This is a genomic window from Gordonia sp. LMA167 (assembly GCF_058130025.1).
Window position 1 is genome coordinate 5,087,572 of the sequence record NZ_CM176708.1, and the last position, 19,248, is coordinate 5,106,819.

Annotated in this window: 16 protein-coding genes; 10 read left to right on the top strand and 6 right to left on the bottom strand. The window is 67.1% G+C overall.

Translation table 11 applies throughout. The features are described from left to right. Window position 1: 1 nt before the first annotated feature. Window positions 2–1,639 carry an ABC transporter permease gene (locus ACVT6V_RS23145; protein WP_489896434.1) on the bottom strand — a complete coding sequence of 546 codons (1,638 nt, stop codon included), beginning with the start codon at window positions 1,637–1,639 and terminating at the stop codon, window positions 2–4. Continuing rightward, window positions 1,603–2,631 carry a thiamine ABC transporter substrate-binding protein gene (locus tag ACVT6V_RS23150; protein ID WP_489896435.1) on the bottom strand — a complete coding sequence of 343 codons (1,029 nt, stop codon included), beginning with the start codon at window positions 2,629–2,631 and terminating at the stop codon, window positions 1,603–1,605. The genes ACVT6V_RS23145 and ACVT6V_RS23150 overlap by 37 nt, the downstream gene beginning before the upstream one ends. Window positions 2,632–2,816: 185 nt before the next feature. On the opposite strand from ACVT6V_RS23150, the gene ACVT6V_RS23155 reads away from it, so the two are divergent. From ACVT6V_RS23155 to ACVT6V_RS23170, 4 genes are all read left to right on the top strand, one after another. Then, a complete protein-coding gene (locus ACVT6V_RS23155; protein ID WP_489896436.1) occupies window positions 2,817–3,800 on the top strand; it encodes an Rv1157c family protein in 984 nt (327 codons plus the stop codon). 340 nt (window positions 3,801–4,140) lie between these two features. Then, entirely contained in the window at window positions 4,141–4,968 is an 828-nt protein-coding gene (locus tag ACVT6V_RS23160; protein WP_489896437.1) for a hypothetical protein, read from the top strand. Between the two features lie 32 nt (window positions 4,969–5,000). After that, the gene (locus ACVT6V_RS23165) at window positions 5,001–6,212 is read left to right on the top strand and encodes a lipase family protein (protein ID WP_489896438.1); all 1,212 of its coding nucleotides are present in this window, start codon (window positions 5,001–5,003) and stop codon (window positions 6,210–6,212) included. Beyond that, on the top strand, window positions 6,209–6,925 hold the full coding sequence (locus ACVT6V_RS23170; RefSeq protein WP_489896439.1) for a lysoplasmalogenase family protein: 717 nt from the start codon (window positions 6,209–6,211) through the stop codon (window positions 6,923–6,925). The genes ACVT6V_RS23165 and ACVT6V_RS23170 overlap by 4 nt, the downstream gene beginning before the upstream one ends. A 13-nt stretch (window positions 6,926–6,938) precedes the next feature. Here the strand turns inward: ACVT6V_RS23170 and ACVT6V_RS23175 are convergent, their stop codons facing one another. Beyond that, on the bottom strand, window positions 6,939–8,459 hold the full coding sequence (locus ACVT6V_RS23175; protein WP_489896440.1) for a sugar porter family MFS transporter: 1,521 nt from the start codon (window positions 8,457–8,459) through the stop codon (window positions 6,939–6,941). Window positions 8,460–8,590: 131 nt separating this feature from the next. Continuing rightward, window positions 8,591–9,118, bottom strand: coding sequence for a hypothetical protein (locus ACVT6V_RS23180; RefSeq protein ID WP_489896441.1), 528 nt, complete (start codon window positions 9,116–9,118; stop codon window positions 8,591–8,593). Window positions 9,119–9,150: 32 nt separating this feature from the next. Between ACVT6V_RS23180 and ACVT6V_RS23185 the strand changes: the two genes are divergently transcribed. Next, on the top strand, window positions 9,151–9,714 hold the full coding sequence (locus ACVT6V_RS23185; RefSeq protein ID WP_489896442.1) for an HhH-GPD-type base excision DNA repair protein: 564 nt from the start codon (window positions 9,151–9,153) through the stop codon (window positions 9,712–9,714). Between the two features lie 72 nt (window positions 9,715–9,786). Beyond that, the gene (locus tag ACVT6V_RS23190) at window positions 9,787–10,713 is read left to right on the top strand and encodes a hypothetical protein (protein ID WP_489896443.1); all 927 of its coding nucleotides are present in this window, start codon (window positions 9,787–9,789) and stop codon (window positions 10,711–10,713) included. Here ACVT6V_RS23190 and ACVT6V_RS23195 read toward each other — a convergent pair. Both ACVT6V_RS23195 and ACVT6V_RS23200 read right to left on the bottom strand, forming a co-directional pair. Continuing rightward, window positions 10,683–12,026 carry a WS/DGAT domain-containing protein gene (locus tag ACVT6V_RS23195; protein ID WP_489896444.1) on the bottom strand — a complete coding sequence of 448 codons (1,344 nt, stop codon included), beginning with the start codon at window positions 12,024–12,026 and terminating at the stop codon, window positions 10,683–10,685. The genes ACVT6V_RS23190 and ACVT6V_RS23195 overlap by 31 nt on opposite strands. 212 nt (window positions 12,027–12,238) lie before the next feature. Continuing rightward, the gene (locus ACVT6V_RS23200; RefSeq protein WP_489896445.1) at window positions 12,239–12,757 is read right to left on the bottom strand and encodes a hypothetical protein; all 519 of its coding nucleotides are present in this window, start codon (window positions 12,755–12,757) and stop codon (window positions 12,239–12,241) included. 127 nt (window positions 12,758–12,884) lie between these two features. Between ACVT6V_RS23200 and ACVT6V_RS23205 the strand changes: the two genes are divergently transcribed. The 4 genes from ACVT6V_RS23205 to ACVT6V_RS23220 all read left to right on the top strand — a co-directional run bounded on the left by ACVT6V_RS23205 (window position 12,885) and on the right by ACVT6V_RS23220 (window position 19,240). Beyond that, window positions 12,885–15,272, top strand: a complete 2,388-nt coding sequence (locus ACVT6V_RS23205) for an acetyl-CoA acetyltransferase (protein ID WP_489896446.1) — start codon at window positions 12,885–12,887, stop codon at window positions 15,270–15,272. Between the two features lie 109 nt (window positions 15,273–15,381). Beyond that, window positions 15,382–16,680, top strand: coding sequence for an AI-2E family transporter (locus ACVT6V_RS23210; RefSeq protein ID WP_489896447.1), 1,299 nt, complete (start codon window positions 15,382–15,384; stop codon window positions 16,678–16,680). Window positions 16,681–16,837: 157 nt separating this feature from the next. Then, window positions 16,838–18,073 carry an acyl-CoA dehydrogenase family protein gene (locus tag ACVT6V_RS23215; protein WP_489896448.1) on the top strand — a complete coding sequence of 412 codons (1,236 nt, stop codon included), beginning with the start codon at window positions 16,838–16,840 and terminating at the stop codon, window positions 18,071–18,073. A 24-nt stretch (window positions 18,074–18,097) separates the two neighbouring features. Beyond that, the gene (locus ACVT6V_RS23220) at window positions 18,098–19,240 is read left to right on the top strand and encodes an acyl-CoA dehydrogenase family protein (RefSeq protein ID WP_489896449.1); all 1,143 of its coding nucleotides are present in this window, start codon (window positions 18,098–18,100) and stop codon (window positions 19,238–19,240) included. Window positions 19,241–19,248 lie beyond the last annotated feature (8 nt).

A 19,248-nucleotide genomic window follows, 5' to 3' on the forward strand; every position in this document is an offset into this window, starting at 1 on the left:
GTCAGAGCACCGCTCCGCTCCGTGGTCGCAACAGTTCCACGGCCACGACCGCGAGGATGGTCACCCCGACCAGCAACATCGACGCGGCCATCGCGGTGGCCAGGTTCTCCGCGCCCGGCCGGTTGAGCGCCGAACCGATCAGCACCGGCAGCGTGGTGGTGTCCGCGCGGGCCAGAAAGCTCGTCGCACCGAACTCGCCGAGCGCCATGACAAAAGCGAAACCGCCTGCAGCACAAAGCGATCGGCCGATCAACGGCAGGTCGACGGTGAGAAAGACCCGCATCGGACCCGCACCGAGGGTGGCCGCGGCCTGACGCAGCCGCCCCGGCACCGACATCAGCGCGGGCACTGCGATACGTACGACGACCGGAATCGCGATCAACGCCTGGACGCACGGGATGACCAGTGGCGAACTCGCGATCCGGGACGGTAGGGCGGCCAGGACGATGAGGTAGCCGAAGCCCAGGGTCACCGCGCTGACGCCGAGCGGAATGGTCGTGACGACGGTTCCGGCGGCCGCCCAGACTCCACGGGAGCGGTGCATCGCGACGGCCGCGAGCAGGCCGACCACGAGTGCGATGGCCATCGCCAACGCCGCCGTGCCGAGTGAGTAGCGCAAGGTGGCCAGCGGCGTCACCCCGTTCACCGATTCCGACAGGGCGCGATAGCCGTCAAGAGTCCACGCGCCGTCGGCACCGGGTCGCACCGATCGGACGGCCAGCACCGCGATGGGTCCCACCAGCACGACGACGGTCCAGATCAGCGCGGCGCCCACGGCAATCCACTGACGGCCATGCGGCCGGAACCTGGTCTCGGCCGGTCGGGCACCGGAGGCGCCGCCGGGTTCGGAGAACACCCGGGTGAGCAGTAGTGCCACGACGACCACGACGACCTGCACCATGGAGAGCGCCACGGCCTCAGGAATACGGAAGTAGCCGATCGCCTGCGTGTAGATTTCGGTCTCCAGAGTGCGGATCTCGCCGTTGCCCAGAATGATGATCACGCCGAAACTCGTGGAGCAGAACAGGAACACGAGAGCAGCAGCCGCGCCGACGGCCGGGACGAGCCGGGGTGCGACCACGTCGACGAAGGCCCGCGCCCGACTCGCGCCGAGCGTCTGGGCGGCCTCACTGAGCCGTGGATCCAGCGACCGCCACGCGGCGCCGACGACACGGGCGATCACCGCCACGTTGAGAAAGGCATGCGCCAGCAGGATCGGCCACAGACCGGTACTGATGTCCGCGAAGGCCAGCGGGCCGTCGAGCAACGCCCGGAACGCGACACCGACCACCACGGTGGGCAGGACGAACGGCACCGTCACGATGACCGTGATCAGCATCGAGCCCGGCACGTTCACCCGCGCGATCAACCAGACCATGGGCACGGCGACCACCACGGCGAGCAGGGTCGACAGCGCCGCCTGATACAGGGTGAACCCCAACAGATCCAGCGCATGGGTTCGTCGCAGCAACTCGCCCACCCCGACGCCTGCGCGCACGTCGACAGCCCGCTTCACCAGCGCCCCGAGCGGCCACATGAAGAAGACCAGGATGAACGCGGCCGGCACGACCCGCAGCGCGAGTGCGCCCAGCCGTCCGGCGGTCACCGTCCGACGGCCTCGCGCCACTGCTGCAGCCACATCTCCCGATTCTGCGCGACGTACGCGGGTGGCAGGCTGACCGTCCACGAGGGCACCGGCGCGCGTTGCGCCCAGCCGTCGGGCAACGGGGTTCCCTTCTGCACCGGGTACACATACATCGACGAGGGCAGCGCCGCCTGCACGGTGGGGCTGAGCATGAAGTCGACGAGCTTGCGCGCACCCGCGGCGTTGTCGGTGCCCTTGAGAACGCCGACGTACTCGACCTGCCGCCAGCAACTGTCGAGCAGCGCTGAGGTGCCCGGGGTGGCCGCCGGCGACGACGCATACGAGAGCACAATCGGTTTGTCGCCCTTGCCCTCGCCGGCCGAGAACAACTGGTTGTATGCGATCTCCCATCCGGACACGACGGTGGCACCGTTGTCGGTCACCGTCTTCCAGTACTGCTGCCACCCCTGGGGAAAGACACCTATGGTGGTGAGCAGGAACGCCAGGCCGGGCGATGACGTACCGGGATCGAGGAGCACGGTCTGCGCCGCATACTTGGGGTCACGCAGATCCCGCAAGCTCTTCGGTGGTTGCTCGTCGTGGGTGGCGTACCAGTTGTCGTCGACATTGAGGCACACGTCGCCGCGATCGACTGCCGTCAACTCGTTGTTCGATCCCGGGATCGCGTAGTCGGCAGCGCCGTTCGCTGCGAGCGGCGACGCATACGGCTCCAGCGCACCGGCGTCGATCGGGCGCGACGCGAAGGTGTTGTCGATGCCGTAGACCGCGTCCGCCTTCGGCGATCCGGGTGTGAGCGACACCGTCGACGCGAGTTGTCCCGCGTCGCCGGACTTGACCACCTTCAGCGTCATACCCGTCTCCTGACGGAACGTGTCGAAGACCGAGTCCGGGAGTGTGAAGGAGTCGTGGGTCAGCAAGGTGACCTCGGCCCCGGGTTCCGAATCATCACCGCAGCCGACGAGAGAGGTGGCGAGGGCCGCCAGGGTGGCCACCACCACGGCGCTTCGGGTCACGTACGTACGCATACCGACACTGTGCCCGATCCGCCGGGCTCCCCTCGCACGTCGTCTCACCACGGGTTGATCTAACCAGTTCCTCGGCCACTGCACGACCGGGCCAGCGCCGATCCCATGAGTAACAATTGCATCAATAACCTCAGGAGTCACACCCTGGGGCGTTAGGCTCCCTGGACAGTGCCCACGATCGAGGCATGCATAGAATGACGCGCGACGCCGATCCGGCGTCGGAGTCACTGACCGCGGAGTGTGTGGCCACGACCGGCCCACACCGACGACCGATTGGACCGGAAACAGTGCGTCTGCCTGTACTCCAGAGCCTGCGCTCCCGCCGAATTCACCGCCCGGCCAGCCCAGTACGGCGCGCCGCGGTGGTGGCGATCAGCATCGCGGCCGCAACCTCGCTGGGATTGCCCGCCGTCGCCCACGGCGCCCCCGCACCCGCCGCCGAGCAGTTCACACCCGGCAACCTCAAGGTCGACCGGAACGTTCTCGACTCGATGGGCGCCTTCGCACCGGCGATCATCGGCGCGGTCGCCACCAAGGGCCCGGACGGCAAGATCAGCCCGAAACTCATCGAACAGGCCAAGTCCTTCGCAGCCACGCCCGGCCTGCCGCCGCAGGTCAAGGAGATCTGGCAGGAGGTCATCGACTTCCTCGGCGAGCCAGGACGCGTGGCACTGGTTCGCCAGAAGGCCGCCGAACGCAAGCCGGGTGAACCGGAGATCCCACAGGGGCCCGGCGCCCCGAAGATCCAGGAATTCCTCTACCCGACGCTCGGTTTCGGCTGCATGCCCGGCAACGGGAGTCCAACCGGAGGCAACTCGCTGGGACGGGCCCTGCTCACCGCGGGCCCGCAGGACGCTCCGGCGCCCGGCCCCAAGCGCGGAGAGGCAGGCTACGTCTACACCAGCCTGGGCACCGGCCCCGCGATCAACAACCCGAACCGCAAGCTGTGGGTGACCTGGCTGAACATCGACAACGGTCGTTCGGGCCAGACCCAGCTGAAGCGCAATCCGAAGATCAACGTCAAGGACGGCCCGGGAACCTTCACCGCCATCGCCAAAACCGGCAAGGGACGCGTGATCTCGACCATCTACGGCGACGTCACCACGAAGAACGACAAGCGCATCAACTCCTGCACGATCGTGCCGACCATCGGTCTCGCCATCGTCTGATCGCCATCGTCTGATCGCAATCGCCTTTCACCATCGTCTGATCGCGCTCCGCGATCGCCCGCACGACACCCCCGGCCCGCCACGGGCCGGGGGTGTTGTCGTCCCAGCGCTCCCCGGATGCAACCTGATCGGAACGTGATCCAGAACACACTTTGACCTGCGCAAAGACCAGAGAACGGCCGTCCGGTCGCCTCCTGGTCGCGGCGACGTCACAGGTAGGACTCACGACTTGCCGATTGGCACCACATCGTGCTCTCTTGTAACTTGAACAACATCTGCCACACAAGTAACACCGGCGGGGTCCCACCCCGGCGGGTCCCGGTCAATGAAGGAGAACGCCATGTCCGGCACCCCTGCGCCACACACGAACCGTCGCCCGCACCGACTGCGGGCCGGTGCCGCCGGCATCGCCGCGGCGGCCGCCGTGGCACTGTGTGGGCCGTTGGTGTCCGCTCCGGCCATGTCTGCCGCGGAACCGCTGGTCGCGCCGGACACGCTGACCATCCCGGCCATCCCCTATGACAGTGAGCTGGCCGCCGCGGTGCGGATGCTCAAGGACGCCGGAGTCGACCGGATGGCGCTCGACGCCGCGCAGGCGATCATCACCAGCGTCGGACAACTGTCGGCCGATCAGGTCGCCGCACGCGGCGCCGCCGCCCCGGCCGCCGGGACCGACCCGATGGCGATTCTTCGCACATTGGGCGTACAGCCACTCAGCCCGTCCGTGGCACCCTTCTGCGCCGCACCGACCGCCGACAACCCGCTCGGCCTCGTCACCGCCGGTGCGGGCGCGGTTCCGGGCCCCTGGCCGATGGCCACCGAACCCCTCGCGCCCCTTCAGGCGCTGTTCGGCATCACGATGCCGAAGCTCAACCTGGTCGACGACGGGCAGACCGCCTACGCGTTCGTGCCCGCCGAGGCCGGCACCGCCTCGGACGGCAAGATGCAGGTGGCCTGGTTCAATGTCAGCACGATGCAGGGTGGATTCGCCGATCTCGAACCCGTGACTAACGCGCCCGTTCTCAAGCTCATCCCGTTGCTGTCCGGAGTCCGGCTCACACCGGTCAAGACCGGAAACGGAACCGTGCTGTCCGCGGTCTACGGGACGGCGACCAACGGCGGCCGGACCTGTTACTTCCTGCCCGCAGTCGGCATCGTCGAGGCCTGACCTCTCCCTTCACTCGAACCGGACCTGACCCCATGCAGACCTTTCCGTCCCGCCGACGCCTCGCTCGCCACGGACGGGTGGCGCGATCCGCGGCCGCCGCCCTACCGGTGGCCCTCACCCTGATCTGCGGAAGCGTCGGTGTCGCGACCGCGGCACCGACACCCGTGGCCGCCACTGATGCCGCCGGTGTCGCGGCACCCGCCGGCGCACAACCCGGGACGGTGTTCGCCAACCGCGACCTGCCGAGGAACCGCCTCGTACCGCGGGCCGGTTCCGGTGATGCCTTCACCTACTGGAGCACCGGCACCGACGGTCGCCCACGGCTGTCGACCGGCGCTGTCCAGGTCCCGGGCGGGCGCGCACCGAAGGGCGGCTGGCCGATCGTGGTGTGGGCGCACGGCAGTCGCGGCATCGCCGACCAGTGCGCGCCGTCCGCACGCCCGACCCAGGACGACAGCGCCGAGATCGGGCGATGGGTCGATCGCGGGTACGCAGTGGTGATCCCCGACTACGCCGGACTGGGAACGCAGGGCACGCCGGAGTATTTCGACACCGATACGACGGCTCACAACATCGTCGACGCGGTCCGCGCGGGCCGTGACGTCGCCGGCGGCCTCGCCCGCCGATGGGTGGTCGTCGGCGAAGGGCAGGGCGCGGCCGCGGCCATCGAACTGGCCCGACAGGCGACCCGGTATCAGGGGCCCACCCTGGACTATCGTGGGTCCGCGGCGTCGTCGGTGCCCGTAGAGTTCGACACGCTGATCGGCAACCTCGGTCCGACGACCGGGACGATGCCCGCCGGCGTGTCCGCGGAGATCCTTTTCACGCTCAGTGCGATTCGCAATGCCCACCCGAGTGTCAAGCTGGATCCGTACCTCACCCGGGGTGGGATCGACTGGCTCAACCGTGCTGCCGGGGTCTGTGCGGACGACCTGACCGACGAGATCGCGGGCACATCGCTGGGCTCGCTGTTCAGCCAACCGCTGGCGGGCAACACGGCACTCCTCGACGCGGTCTCCCGTACCCATATGATTCCGATCAAGGGGTTCACCCGACCGGTCATGATGACTCAGAGCCTGTTCGACCAGACCGTCATCGTGCCGCTCTCCCTGCGCTATCTCAACGACGCGCAGGCCGCCGACCGCCGCGTCACCGCCCGCACATACCTGGCGATCAACCAGCAGCAGTCCGAAGCGTTGTCCGACACCGACATCCGTTGGTTCGTCTCGCGGCTGGCGAGGTGAGGGTCGCCGATCCCCGCCGCCGAGCACTGACGCGACGCACCACAGCGTTCGCCTACGTGGCGGCCGCGGCGGCGGCGACGGCGGCCGGCGCCCTCCATCAGCGTCGGCCGGCCGAGTTCACCAAACCGGTTCCACTTCTCCTGTTGGGCATCCATGCCGCACAGGGCTTCCGACGTCGCAGAGCGATCGACAACGCGCTGATCGCCGGTGCGATCGCATTCTCGGTGGCCGGTGATCGCGCCATGCTCGGTGAGGAGTTCGCCGACGACACCGCCGAGAAGGACCGACATCTACAGGTCGGCGCCACCCTCTTCGCGGGGGCACAACTCTGCTCGGCCGGCGCCATGATCCGTCGCGGTGCACGTCCGACGCCAACCGGAATGCTCACGCGTACGGCGATCCTGGCCGAGTCGGCGAGCGTGCTCGCGGTCCATCGCCCCCGGCTGTTACCGGTGCTGGGCGCCTACGGCAACACCCTGGCATTGATGTCGGCGACGGCCGCCGCGATCACGCGTCCACAGCCGACGATGCGGGCCGGCGGTTGGCTCTTTCTGCTGTCGGATCTGACGATCATCAATCGACGGCACCTGATCCGGGACCGCCGCCTCGCCGCGCTGAGTGAGGTATGGGTCCTGGCAAGCTATTTCGCTGCACAGTGGTTGCTGGTGACCGGCTTGTGCGAGCCGGCCGAAACCGACCCCGGGAGCAGCTGAAACGACCGCCCGGTCAGCCGTGGCTGCCCTTGGCCGCGCGGACGGCCTCGAAATTCGACAGGCGGGTGGCGGCGGCCGCGTCCATGTCCTCGAGCTCCATCCCCTTGGTCTCCTCGACCTTGGATCTGACGAAGAAGAACGACGCCGCGGCACAGAACGCGAAGAAACCGTAGATCCAGCCGAGTCCGAGAACCTTGCTCATCTCGGGGAACAACATCGAAATGGTGAAGTTGGCAACCCAGTTCGCCGCGGTGCAGACCCCGAGCGCGACGCCGCGAATCCGGTTGGGGAACATCTCGCCCAGCATGACCCACATGACGGGACCCCAGGTGGCCGCGAAGAACACGACGAAGAGGTTGGCGCCGATGAGCGCAACCACACCCCAGTTGCCCGGCAGCGTCAGACAATCCGCATTCGTGTTGCCCGCGTTACACACGGTGTCACCGACCGTTCCCGACTGTTTGTACGAGGCCTGGGTGAACGCGATACACGCCATGAGCAGACCGACGAACATGCCGACCGAACCGGCGAGCAGCAGGAAACGACGGCCGACCCGATCGACGAACAGGATTGCGACGAAGGTCATCCCGACGTTGATCGCCGACGTGATGACCGACGTGACGAACGCCTGATCGGTGCTGAAGCCGACCGATTGCCACAGGGTCGTCGAGTAGTAGAAGATCGCGTTGATACCGACGAACTGCTGGAAGATCGCCAACCAGATGCCCACCCACACCAGCGGATGCAAGCCGAAGGACGGTCCTCGGATGTCCTTCAACGACGTACGCGCCTCACGCTTCACCGTGATCCGGATTTCCTTGACACGTTCGAGCGGGTTGGCCTCGCCGGTGACGTCCTGCAGGATGCGAGCTGCTTCTTCATCCCGGTGCTTGCCGACCAGGTAGCGGGGTGATTCCGGGATCAGCAGTGCCAGCACGCCGTAGACGACGGCCGGGACAACGCCCACGAGGAACATCCACCGCCAGGCCTCCAGGCCCCACCAGAGATCGTTTTCCGGACCGTCGGCGGCGTTCTGCAACAGCGTGTCGGACAACAGGGCGGCGAAAATGCCCAGGGTGATCGCGAGTTGCTGCATCGACGCCAACGCGCCCCGGTACCGCGCCGGCGAGATCTCCGAGATGTAGGCGGGCGCGATCACCGATGCGATACCGATCCCGATGCCGCCGAGCACGCGCCACAGCAGCAGATCCCCGACGGTCTGGGTGTATGCGGTTCCGACCGCGGAGATGATGAAGAGCGCGGAACCGAGCAGCATCACCCGCTTTCGGCCCCAGACATCGGCGAGGCGACCGGCGAACCAGGCCCCCAACGCGCATCCGAGCAGTGCGATGGCGACCGCGAAGCCCGTGAAGAGTTCGGCCAGCCCGAAGGTGTCCTGGATCGAGTTCACCGCTCCGTTGACGACCGAGCTGTCGAAACCGAACAGGAAGCCACCGACCGCTGCGGCCACCGTCACGCCGATGACCTTCGCTGTGTGCTGCTCAGCGGTTTCGGGATTGTGCGCCTGCGACATCAGCCACGTCCTCACCATCGAGTGCCGCCAGTGGTTGGCGGAGTTCGTTAGTCAGGCTACTAGCCGAATCGCGGTGTTCCGTGGCAATTCTGCGCACTTTTTGGTATCGAATTCCGGCGCGCCGGGTCAGATCAGGCCGACGCCCGCCCGCTGCAGGTCGAGTATTGGGCGTTGACCATCGGTACCACGACCATCAGCCCGATCTTCTGGCGAATGGTGAACGCCACCTGCCCACGTCCCGGATGCAGGTCGACCTGCCAGGTGACGGTCCGCGCCCGGCTCGGCACCGTCACCGAACCTGTCCGGCCAGTGGCCAGATTGCGCCAGGTGACGCGGGTTTCGATGGTGTAGTCCAGGATCGCCGGCTGCGCGCGGTTCGAGGCGATCAACGAGATCGCCGGTCCGGGGAGGCCGTCGGCGGCGCGCGGAATCTGGTTGAACACGTCGACATGAACCGGGATAGGCGGCCCGGGCAAGGGATTGATGCTGTCGCAGCGCAGGGTGGTGACGAGGTTCGGCTCGGTGTACTCCGGGATCGCCTGAGCCGTGTTCGCACCGACCGTGAGGCCACCGACAGCGGCTGCCACAGCGGCGAGCATGACACCGCCGATCCGCCTCCGATGCACGCCCACACCGAGTCCCCTCCATCTGATCCCCATGGGCCGAGTGTAGGGGTCTCTAAGATGAGCCCATGGCGAATCTCCAGATTGCGCAGGACCCGGCGGCCGATGCGCTGCTCTCCGCCGATGCGTTCGCATTGCTGACCGGCATGTTGCTCGATCAACAGTTCCCGATGGAGCGTGCCTTTGCCGGACCGGCGAAGATCCGTGACCGGTTCGGAAGCATGGACCCCGCCGCGATCGCGACGGCCGAACCCGATGCGTTCGCGGACCTGTGTGCCACGCCGCCCGCGATTCATCGATACGGCCGCTCGATGGCCGGACGGGTACAGGCCCTTGCGCAAGTGGTCGTCGACGAGTACGACGGCGACACGGAGCGCATCTGGACCGAGGCGAAAACCGGCGACGAACTGTTCCGCCGACTCCGCGCACTGCCCGGATTCGGCGACCAGAAGGCCAAGATCTTCACCGCCCTGCTCGCCAAGCAGCTCGGGGTGAAGCCCGCCGGATGGACCAAGGTGGTGGGTGACTACGGCAAGGTCGGCTTCCGTTCGGTGGCTGATGTGACCGACCCGGAATCACTGCAAAAGGTGCGCGACTTCAAGAAGGCCGCGAAAGCCGCCAAGAAGGCCTGAGTCGTCGCCGGCTCGACCCGATCATCCGGTTGCCACTCCCGCCCGACCCTGACATCACCTAGTGTCAGATTCATGAACTCGAAGAACGACGGCGCGCGCAGCGTCGTCGAGTGGCCCTTTCGACTCGGCTTCGCCGTGACCGGTGTGGTGCTCACCGCCGCGGAGTCGGCGGTCACCATCACCCGACTGACCGCGACCAGCGTCCAGCACGAGGTCGGCAACGCTCTCGGGCTCTCCGCCGAGGAGCTCGGCGGTGCGCGTACTCCCCTGGCGCTTCTCAATCAGCTGGCCGAGTTGCTCAGCCCGGATCGGCCGTTCGGCCGTATTCTCGCGGCCGGTGGCCCGTTGGAGCGCCTGCTGAATCCCGACGGTGTCATCGATCGCCTCACCGCTCCGGACGGCCTCCTCGAGAAGCTCACCGCGCATGGCGGCCTCCTGGACCAGATGACCGAAGAAGGTGGAATCCTCGTTCGCCTGAGCGCCAAGGACGGGCCTCTCGATCGGCTCACCCGCCCGGGTGGGGTCGTCGACCAGTTCACGGAGAACGAGGGCATCCTCGAGCGCCTGACCTCGCAGGGCGGGATCGTCGACAAACTGACCTCTCCTGACGGCGTGCTGGAGAAGGTGACCGCCCCCGGCGGCGTGCTCGACCGCATGGCCGACGACGGCGGCCTCCTCGACCAGTTGGTCGGTGAGAACGGTGCCGTGGAGCGCGCGATCGCACCCGGCGGTCCGCTCGACCGGATCACCGAACTGACCGAGGTGATCGGGCAGCTCGCCCCGAACCTGCTCGCCATGCAGGACACCGTGCACGAACTCGCCGAGACGGTCGAATTGCTCAACCAGACGGTCGCGCCACTCGGAGGCCTCGCGGAGCGTCTGCCGAAACGTCTGACACGGGGTCCGAAGGGCGGCTCGGGTTCCTCGTCGGGAACGCCGTCGATCACCGACGGTTCCGAACGCAACGGCTACTCGCGCGGGGAATCCGACGAACGCTGAGCCGCCCCGATTGCCTTGAGGCGATCGAACGCATCATCGAGCAGACGGACATAGCGGTCCACATCCGGCATGATCTCGGGGCTCGTGGTGATCGACAATGCGATCGTCTCACCGGTCCCGTGCACGCCGTGGGTGAGTCCCTGCATGGGCGACAGAGCGGGGAATCCGGTGCTGAACAGGATCGGCGCACCGGCCAGTTCCAGATCTGCCGGTCCGCGGTACACCGAGGACACGACGGTCACTCCGGTCACCCGATCAGGTCGTCTGGTGGGATCGAATTGCCTTGTTCCCCAGTACGCCAGGACGGCCGGCGTAGCGTCGTCGGCGGCGCGCTCGGCACGTCGCACCGGGTCGTCGTCGGCAGCGCGGACCCGCGCCACCTCGTCGGCGATGGCCCGCGCACGAGTTCCCGGATCCGCGATGTCGCAGTGCAGGTCGATTCCGACATTGCGAAAGTTGTTGCGTGACCGGGATGGTCGATTTCCGCCCACGGTCAGTTCGGCACCGATCGGATCGGCCGGACCGCCGCCGAGGTATGCGGCGAGCGCAAACGAGATCACGGTCAACGCACCGACGGTGACGGTGTGGCCCGACGGAAACCTTGCGCGATCGACGACCACGACCCGAAGAACGCGGTCGGGTCCGGGTTGCCGATTCAGAACCGTCGGCGCATACCCTGCGCCGGGTGCCCTCGGCCGGTCACGAACCGCCCGGAATGCGGTCGCGCCATGCCAGAGCATCTGGCCGACGTGCATCGGCATCGACACCAGCCCCCAGGCGGCCGTCGCCGCACCCATGGCCTGTCGCGGCGGCGCGAACCGGGCGGCCGACCGAGGATGCGGGCCCCCGATCGGTACGCCGCCGAACAGCTCCCGCGCGATCCTCGACACCCGTCGACCATCGCCGAGCGCGTGGCTGATCTGGAGGACCACCACAACGCCGGCACCACAAGGGCCATCGGACACCGGACCGAGCAAGTGGAGACGCCAGGCATGGCGGGTCGGGTCGAGTTGGTCGCCGGTCAGTGCGGCGATGCGCTCGAGACATCCGTCCCAGGTACCGACCGCACCATGGATCACGAACTGATCGTCAGTGATCGGGCAGCCCACCCACAGCGGGTAGTCGAGCACCCCCGGCACGTCCAGCACCGACAGCCCCAGATCGGGGATGTCCTCGGCGCGCCTGAGCAGGTGTTGAGCCAGCGAGCCCAGCGGATCACCCTGATCCGCAAAGCAATACACCAAGAACTGGTCGTTCGGGATCACCCGCGACAACCAGTGGGTTCGCGCGTCCACGGGCGCCATCCGCGTCATCGCTGCACGGTAGCGCACATGGACGCACTGTAGTGACGACGCAGGGGCCGAGGAGGTCCGGAGCGCCGGCGAAGGACCGTCGCGAAGCTGACCGACGTCGCTCCCTCATTACGCGTTCGCTCCCTCGATCGAGGGAGCGAATCCCGAACGAGGGAGCGATAACTCGCAACCATTGCACCCGCCGATCGGCCCCGAGGTCCGCACGGCAAGCGTCAGTCGAGAGTGGGACCGGCCTCGCGGACCTCGTCGACCCGGCCCATCGCCTCTCGGAGATCGGACAACCACGAATCAGTATGTTGTCCAACAAGTTTGACGCACCACGACAAGGCGTCGGCGCGGCTTCGCGCGACACCCGCCGCGACGAGCGTGTCGAGGACCTGACGTTGCGGCTGGCGCAGTCGGGTCATGACCGGCACCGCGAGGTGGGTGAACAACTGCGAGGACTCACCGCAGCGCACCCCCCAGGCAACCTTGCGATCGAACCGATGCTCGGCCTCGCGGGCAACCTCGATCCGTGCGTCGCGGGTGGACTCGCGGAACCGTGAGATCCGCCCCGCCTCGGCCTGACGTTTCGACGCCTCATCGGCGCCCTCGTCCACATCGGTGGCCGCGATGGTCCCGATGATGGTGATCTCCTCACGATCCACTCGCACCTCGGGCGGACCGCTGAACAGATCGTCGGGCAGGCGTCCCGTCAGCCAACCGCTCACAGAAGTCTCGGTCTCGGTCATGGCAACTCCTCACCATTTGATTACTTGTAATTATTCTTACCACGCAAACCCGCTGCTGTCGCCTGTCCTCGGCCGCAACCCAGGGCCGGTATCGCCACCGGCGACCGATGGCGGATTAAATGGACACATGCCGAGATCTGTTCCAATCAGCGCCCTCGACCCGAACACGCCGGTCATCATCGGAGTCGGGCAGGCGTCCGAGCGTCTCAGTGATCCCGCCTACCAGGCGCTCTGCGAGGCCGATCTCGCTGCGAAGGCCGTCGAGCAAGCTCTCGCCGATTCCGGTGTCGCGGCGCCGACCATCGCGGCCGAGGTCGACACCGTCGTGGGTGTGCGGACGTTCGAGGAGTCCAGCCCGTTGTCATCGAGCCCGTTGGGGCGACCCGACAACATGCCACGTGCGGTGGCCAAGCGCATCGGGATGGACCCGCGGCGAGCGGTACTCGGGGTCACCGGAGGTCAGAGTCCGCAGAGCCTGCTCACCGAGTTCGCCGGCGAGATCCACGCGCAACGATCGTCGGCCGCAGTACTCTTCGGCGCCGAGATCATGTCGACGGTTCGCCATCTGACGGCAACCGTCGCTGACGAGCGCCGGCCCAGCTACGCCGAACAGGTCGGTGGTCAACTCGAGGACCGCGGCTTCGCAATCGCCGGGCTCACCTCCCACCAGGAAGCCCGTCACGGACTCATCGCACCGGTCACGCAGTACGCGGTGCTCGAGAATGCACGGCGACACCGGATCGGCCTGGGGCGAAGCGACTACGCCGCGGCCATGGGAGAGCTGTTCGCTCCCATGTCACGCGTGGCCGCCGGCAATCGGCATGCGGCGGCGCCGACGTCGCGGACACCCGACGAACTGATCACACCGAGTGAGGGCAATCGGATGGTGGCCGATCCGTTCACCCGGCTGATCGTTGCGCGAGATCAGGTCAACCAGGCGGCCGCCGCCGTCATCGTGTCGGTCGGCCTCGCGCGCGACCTCGGGATCGATCCGTCGCGCTGGGTGTTCCTGCACGGACACGCCGACACCCGCGAGCGGACACTGATGCAGCGTCCCGACCTCAGCACCGGCCCGTCCGGATCGGCGGCCGTCCGCCACGCCCTCGACGTCGCAGAGGTCGACCTCGACGGCGTCAGGTTCCTCGACATCTACAGCTGCTTTCCCATTGCGGTCTCCAACATCATCGACCCCCTGGGGCTCGCCGACGACGACCCCCGCGGACTGACCCTGACGGGCGGGCTGCCGTTCTTCGGCGGTCCGGGCAACAACTACTCGATGCACGCCATCGCCGAGGCCGTCGATCGGGTCCGGACGTCGCGCGGCGACCATGCACTCGTGGTGGCCAACGGCGGCATCCTCAGCAAGACCTCGGTCGGCGTCTACAGCGCGTCGCCCGCGAACTGGCGGCCCGGCGACTCGGCCGGGGTGCAGGAGCGTCTGGACGCGGCCCCGGTCGTGCGAGCACGCGATCACGCCGACGGACCCGCCGTCGTCGAATCGTTCACCGTCGTGCCCGGCAGGGACGGCGGGCGCAAGGGCATCGTCATCGGACGGCTGGACGACGACACACGCTTCGTCGGCACGGTGAACACCGACGACGACTCGATGTTCGAACTGCTCGCTTGCGACGATCCCATCGGTGCCCGGGTCTACGCCCGATCATCGTCACAGGGCAATCGGGTGTTCACGAATCGGGCGGCGATGCTGCATCGACACCCACCGAGCACTCCGTCGTTCCGCGATCAGTACTCCCACGTCGAGGTGCGCCGCGACGGTCGTCTACTCGAGGTCACCATCAACCGACCCGAGGCCCGCAACGCGTTGCATGCAGCCGCCAACGCCGAATTGGACGAGATCTTCGACGCCTATTTCGCCGACCCGGACCTCTGGGTGGCCATCCTCACCGGGGCGGGAGACCAGTCGTTCTCTGCCGGAAACGACCTGGCCCAGACCACCGGCGCCGGGCTCGAGATCCCGAAGAACGGGTTCGCGGGTCTGACCTCCCGACGAGACCTACCGAAACCGATCATCGCCGCCGTCAACGGGTTTGCCCTCGGCGGCGGTTGTGAGATCGCACTGGCGTGTCACATCGTCGTCGCCGACGAACGCGCCACCTTTGGTCTGCCCGAGGTCAGAGTCGGACTGGCCGCGGTCGCCGGCGGTCTCGTCCGCCTGCCCGCGGCGGTGGGCGGGGCACTCGCCCGCGACATGATCCTCACCGGTCGGCGCCTGGATTCATCCGAGGCACTGACTGCCGGCCTGGTGAGCCGAGTCGCCCCCGCCGGCCAGGTCATGACCCTCGCACGCGAAGTGGCCCAGGAGATACTCGAGGGGTCACCGACATCCGCACGAGAGTCGTTGCGGGCGATGAGCGTGGCGGCGAGCATCGCCGACGAGATCGATGCCATCGAGGCCACGTCGACCGCGCTCGACAGCCTGCTCGTGAGTCAGGACACCGTCGAGGGCATCACCGCTTTCGTGTCCAAGCGTGCGCCACGCTGGACCGGCCGCTGACCCGTCCACCTTCCAGGCCATCGGCCACACCCGGGGGTACGATCAGCCCGACCATGGGCCGATCGCACCAGACCCACGGTCGTACCGAGAAGCAACGAGAGGCCCGGGTATGACACTTGACCAGTCGGCGAAGCGGTCGACCGCGGATGAGGCGAGCGGCTGGTCGATCCCTCGCGGCACGATCGTCTTGCTGACGATCACCGGACTGATCGTGACGGTCGGCGGGATGAAGGCGGTATCCGGCCTGGTCGGCCCGATCTTCCTCGCGCTGATGCTGACGGTGGCGGTTCAGCCGATCCCGGCCTGGCTCCGGCGAAAGGGATTGCCGACGTGGCTGGCGTTCGTCGCAACGCTGCTCGCCGTCTACGGAATCCTGTTGGGACTGTTCGGGTCTCTGGTCTTCTCCATCGCCCGGCTGGCGACGATCCTGCCGGAGTACTCCGACAAGTTCCAGCAGCTGATCGACAACTTCCAGAAGACCTTGACCGATCACGGGGTCAGCCCGGAGAAGGTGCACGACATGATCTCCCACATGGACCCGGGCAAGGCGCTCGGCTATGTGACCGCCCTACTGGAGAGCACGTTGTCGGTGACGTCGGCCCTGATACTCGTGATCACGCTGCTGCTGTTCATGTCCGCCGACGCCATCTCGTTCGACAAGAGAATCAATGTGCTCCGCGGCCAGCGTCCCGAGATCGCCGCCGCGTTCAGCTCATTCGCCCGCGGAACTCGCAGCTACCTTCTCGTCTCGACCGTCTTCGGCCTGATCGTCGCGGTCTTCGACTCGGTCGCGCTGTGGGCCATCGGGATTCCCCTCCCGATCCTCTGGGGCCTGTTGTCGTTCATCACCAACTACATCCCGAACATCGGGTTCGTCATCGGGGTCATCCCGCCCGCACTTCTCGCTCTGCTCGATGGCGGATGGCAGCAGATGCTCCTGGTCATCGCGGTCTACAGCGTGATCAACGTGGTCATCCAGTCGGTGATCCAACCCAAGTTCGTGGGCGACGCGGTGGGACTGTCCACCACCCTCACCTTCCTGTCGCTTGTGTTCTGGGCGTGGGTCATCGGGCCGCTCGGTGCGATCCTCGCCGTGCCGCTGACGCTCATGTCGAAGGCGTTGCTCATCGACATCGACCCGTCCACGCGGTGGGTGGACGTCCTGCTCGCGTCGTCGGCACCCAAGGAACTCGCCGCCCAGGCGGCATCCGTGGGATCGACGGCAGGATCTGCAGGATCGACAGGACCCGCGACAGATGAGCCGGCCGAGTCCGATGCCGGATCGACATCCGCGACGCAGAACCGCGACGCGACGCAGAACCTGGACGCGGCACAGAACCCGGAGAGCCGCGGCACGGAGTCCGAGGGCCCCGACACGGAGTCGGACGGTCCCACCCAGAAGGGCTGAGCAGCCGCCCGGGCCCGCGCCCCCACAGAACGAGCATCCCCGCAGACCCGGGCCGGCCTTCCTACGACGGGCGTCGGTGAAGTACATTCGTCAGATCAGATATATTTGATACGTGGCGCCCGCGTGGGGTCAGTGACGACAGGGGTGACAGCTCGAGATGGATATGACATGGTCGGACGCCGACATCGCGTTTCGCGACGAGGTTCGCGAGTTCCTCGAGGCCAATCTCACCGATGAACTACGTGCCGTCGGGCGACTGCGCACCAGCGTCTACACCGATCACGAAGCATCCATGAAATGGCAGGCCATCCTGCACGAGCGCGGCTGGGCCGCACCGGCCTGGCCGGTCGAATACGGCGGCTGCGACTGGTCGCTCGGGCAGCACTACCTGTTCAGCCGCGAATCCGTGCTGGCGGGTGCGCCCGCACTCTCGCCCATGGGTATTCGGATGGTGTCGCACGCGATCATGGCCTTCGGCACACAGGAACAGAAGGACTTCTTCCTCCCTGGCATCCTCGACGGCAGCGTCTTCTTCTGCCAGGGCTACTCCGAACCCGAAGCCGGCTCCGATCTCGCGTCGCTCTCGATGGCGTCCGTCAGTGACGGCGACGACTTCGTGGTCACCGGCAGCAAGATCTGGACGACCCATGCCGCCGAGGCCAATTGGATCTTCTGCCTGGTCCGGACCTCACGTCAGGAACGTAAGCAGCAGGGCATCACCTTCCTGCTCATCGACATGACCGATCCCGGAATCGAGGTCCAGCCCCTGGTCATGGCGTCGGGTGAGCAGATCCAGGCGCAGGTGTTCTTCGACGGCGTCCGTGTCCCGAAGCGCAACGTGCTCGGCAAGGTCGACGAGGGCTGGACCGTCGCAAAGTATCTGCTCATCTTCGAACGAGGTGGCGGCGCCGTCGCGCCGGCACTGCAGGTGACGTGCGAGAACATCGCGGAACGCGCCGCATCGGTCACCGGACCCTCGGGTGTACCGCTCATCGACGAGCCGGCGTTCGCAGCGAAACTGGCCGACGCCCGCGTGCGGGCAAAGATCCTCGAGGTCCTCGAGTACCGCACCCTCGCCGCGATGAGTTCGGGCGGCGACGCCGGATCGCTCGCCTCGATGCTGAAGATCATCGGAACCGAGCTGAGCCAAGCGATCACCGAACTCGACCTCGAGGCCGCCGGACCACACGGCCGGGTCTACCAGCCGCATGCGGCGGCGCCGGGCGGACCGATCAACCGCTATGAGCCACCCAGTGATGGCTATGTGAGTGGTGAGGCGTGGCAGGCTGTCGCACCGCTGCTCTACATGAACGACCGCGCGGGTTCGATCTACGCGGGCAGCAACGAGATCCAGCGCAACATCCTGGCCAAGGCCACCCTGGGACTGGGCTAGAGAGACGACGGAGCACAGACAACCATGGACTTCACCCTCACCCCCGAACAGCAACTCCTGCGTGACGGACTGACCAAATTTCTCGGCGCTCGCTATGACCTCGAGGAAAGCCGCGAGGCCGCCAAGGTCGGTGCGGGCTGGCAACCCGAGATCTGGCGTGCCTTCGCTGACGAACTCGGCGTGATCGGCGCGTGCCTACCGGAATCGGTCGGTGGCGACGACGGCGGACCGGAAGAGCTGATGGTCGTGACCGAAGCGCTCGGTCACGGTCTCGTGGTCGAGCCCTTCGTGGACGCGGTCGTGCTCGGCGCGCGACTTCTCGAGCGGACCGGGCATCAGCGAGCACTCGCGGTGGCCAAGCAGATCGCCGAAGGCAACGCGATCACCGCGCTGGCTGCGGTGGAGGACGGTTCGGGCGGCATGCTCAACCACGTCACCACCCGGGCGGAGCGCTCCGGCGACACCTGGATTCTCAACGGCAGCAAGGCCGTCGTCACCACTGCGCCGCTGGCAGATCACCTGATCGTCAGCGCCCGGACCGCCGGTGACACGCGGGACCGCGATGGCGTGTCATTGTTCTTGGTCGACGTCTCCTCAGACACGGTCGACGGATTGACCATGCACGCGGTTCGAACCATCGACGACCGGCGTGCGGCGGACCTCACCTTCACCGACCTGGTCGTGGACGCCGATTCCATGATCTCCGAAGGTGATGCCCTTCCGTTGCTCGAGCAGGCGTGGGACGAGGCGACTGCGGCCGTGGTGTCCGAAGCTGTCGGCGCGATGCGAAAGGTGTTCGACGACACCGTCGAATACACCAAGCAGCGTCAGCAGTTCGGACAAGCGATCGGCAGTTTCCAGGCGCTACAGCACCGCATGGTCGACATGTACATCGAACTGGAACAGGCCGTCGCCGCGCAGTACTACGCGATCCTCACGCTCGGTGCGCCGGCGGCCGAGCGTGCCGCGGCGGTGTCCGCGGCAAAGGCCACCATCAGCAGGGCGGCGAGATTCATCGGCCAGAACGCCGTGCAGCTGCACGGCGGAATGGGCATGACCGAGGAACTGGCGATCGGCCACTACTTCCGCCGCCTCACGGCCGTGGAGTACGAGTTCGGTACGGCCGACGCTCATCTCGCTCGTTTCGCCCGGCTGTCCCGCAGCTGAGCGGGCAG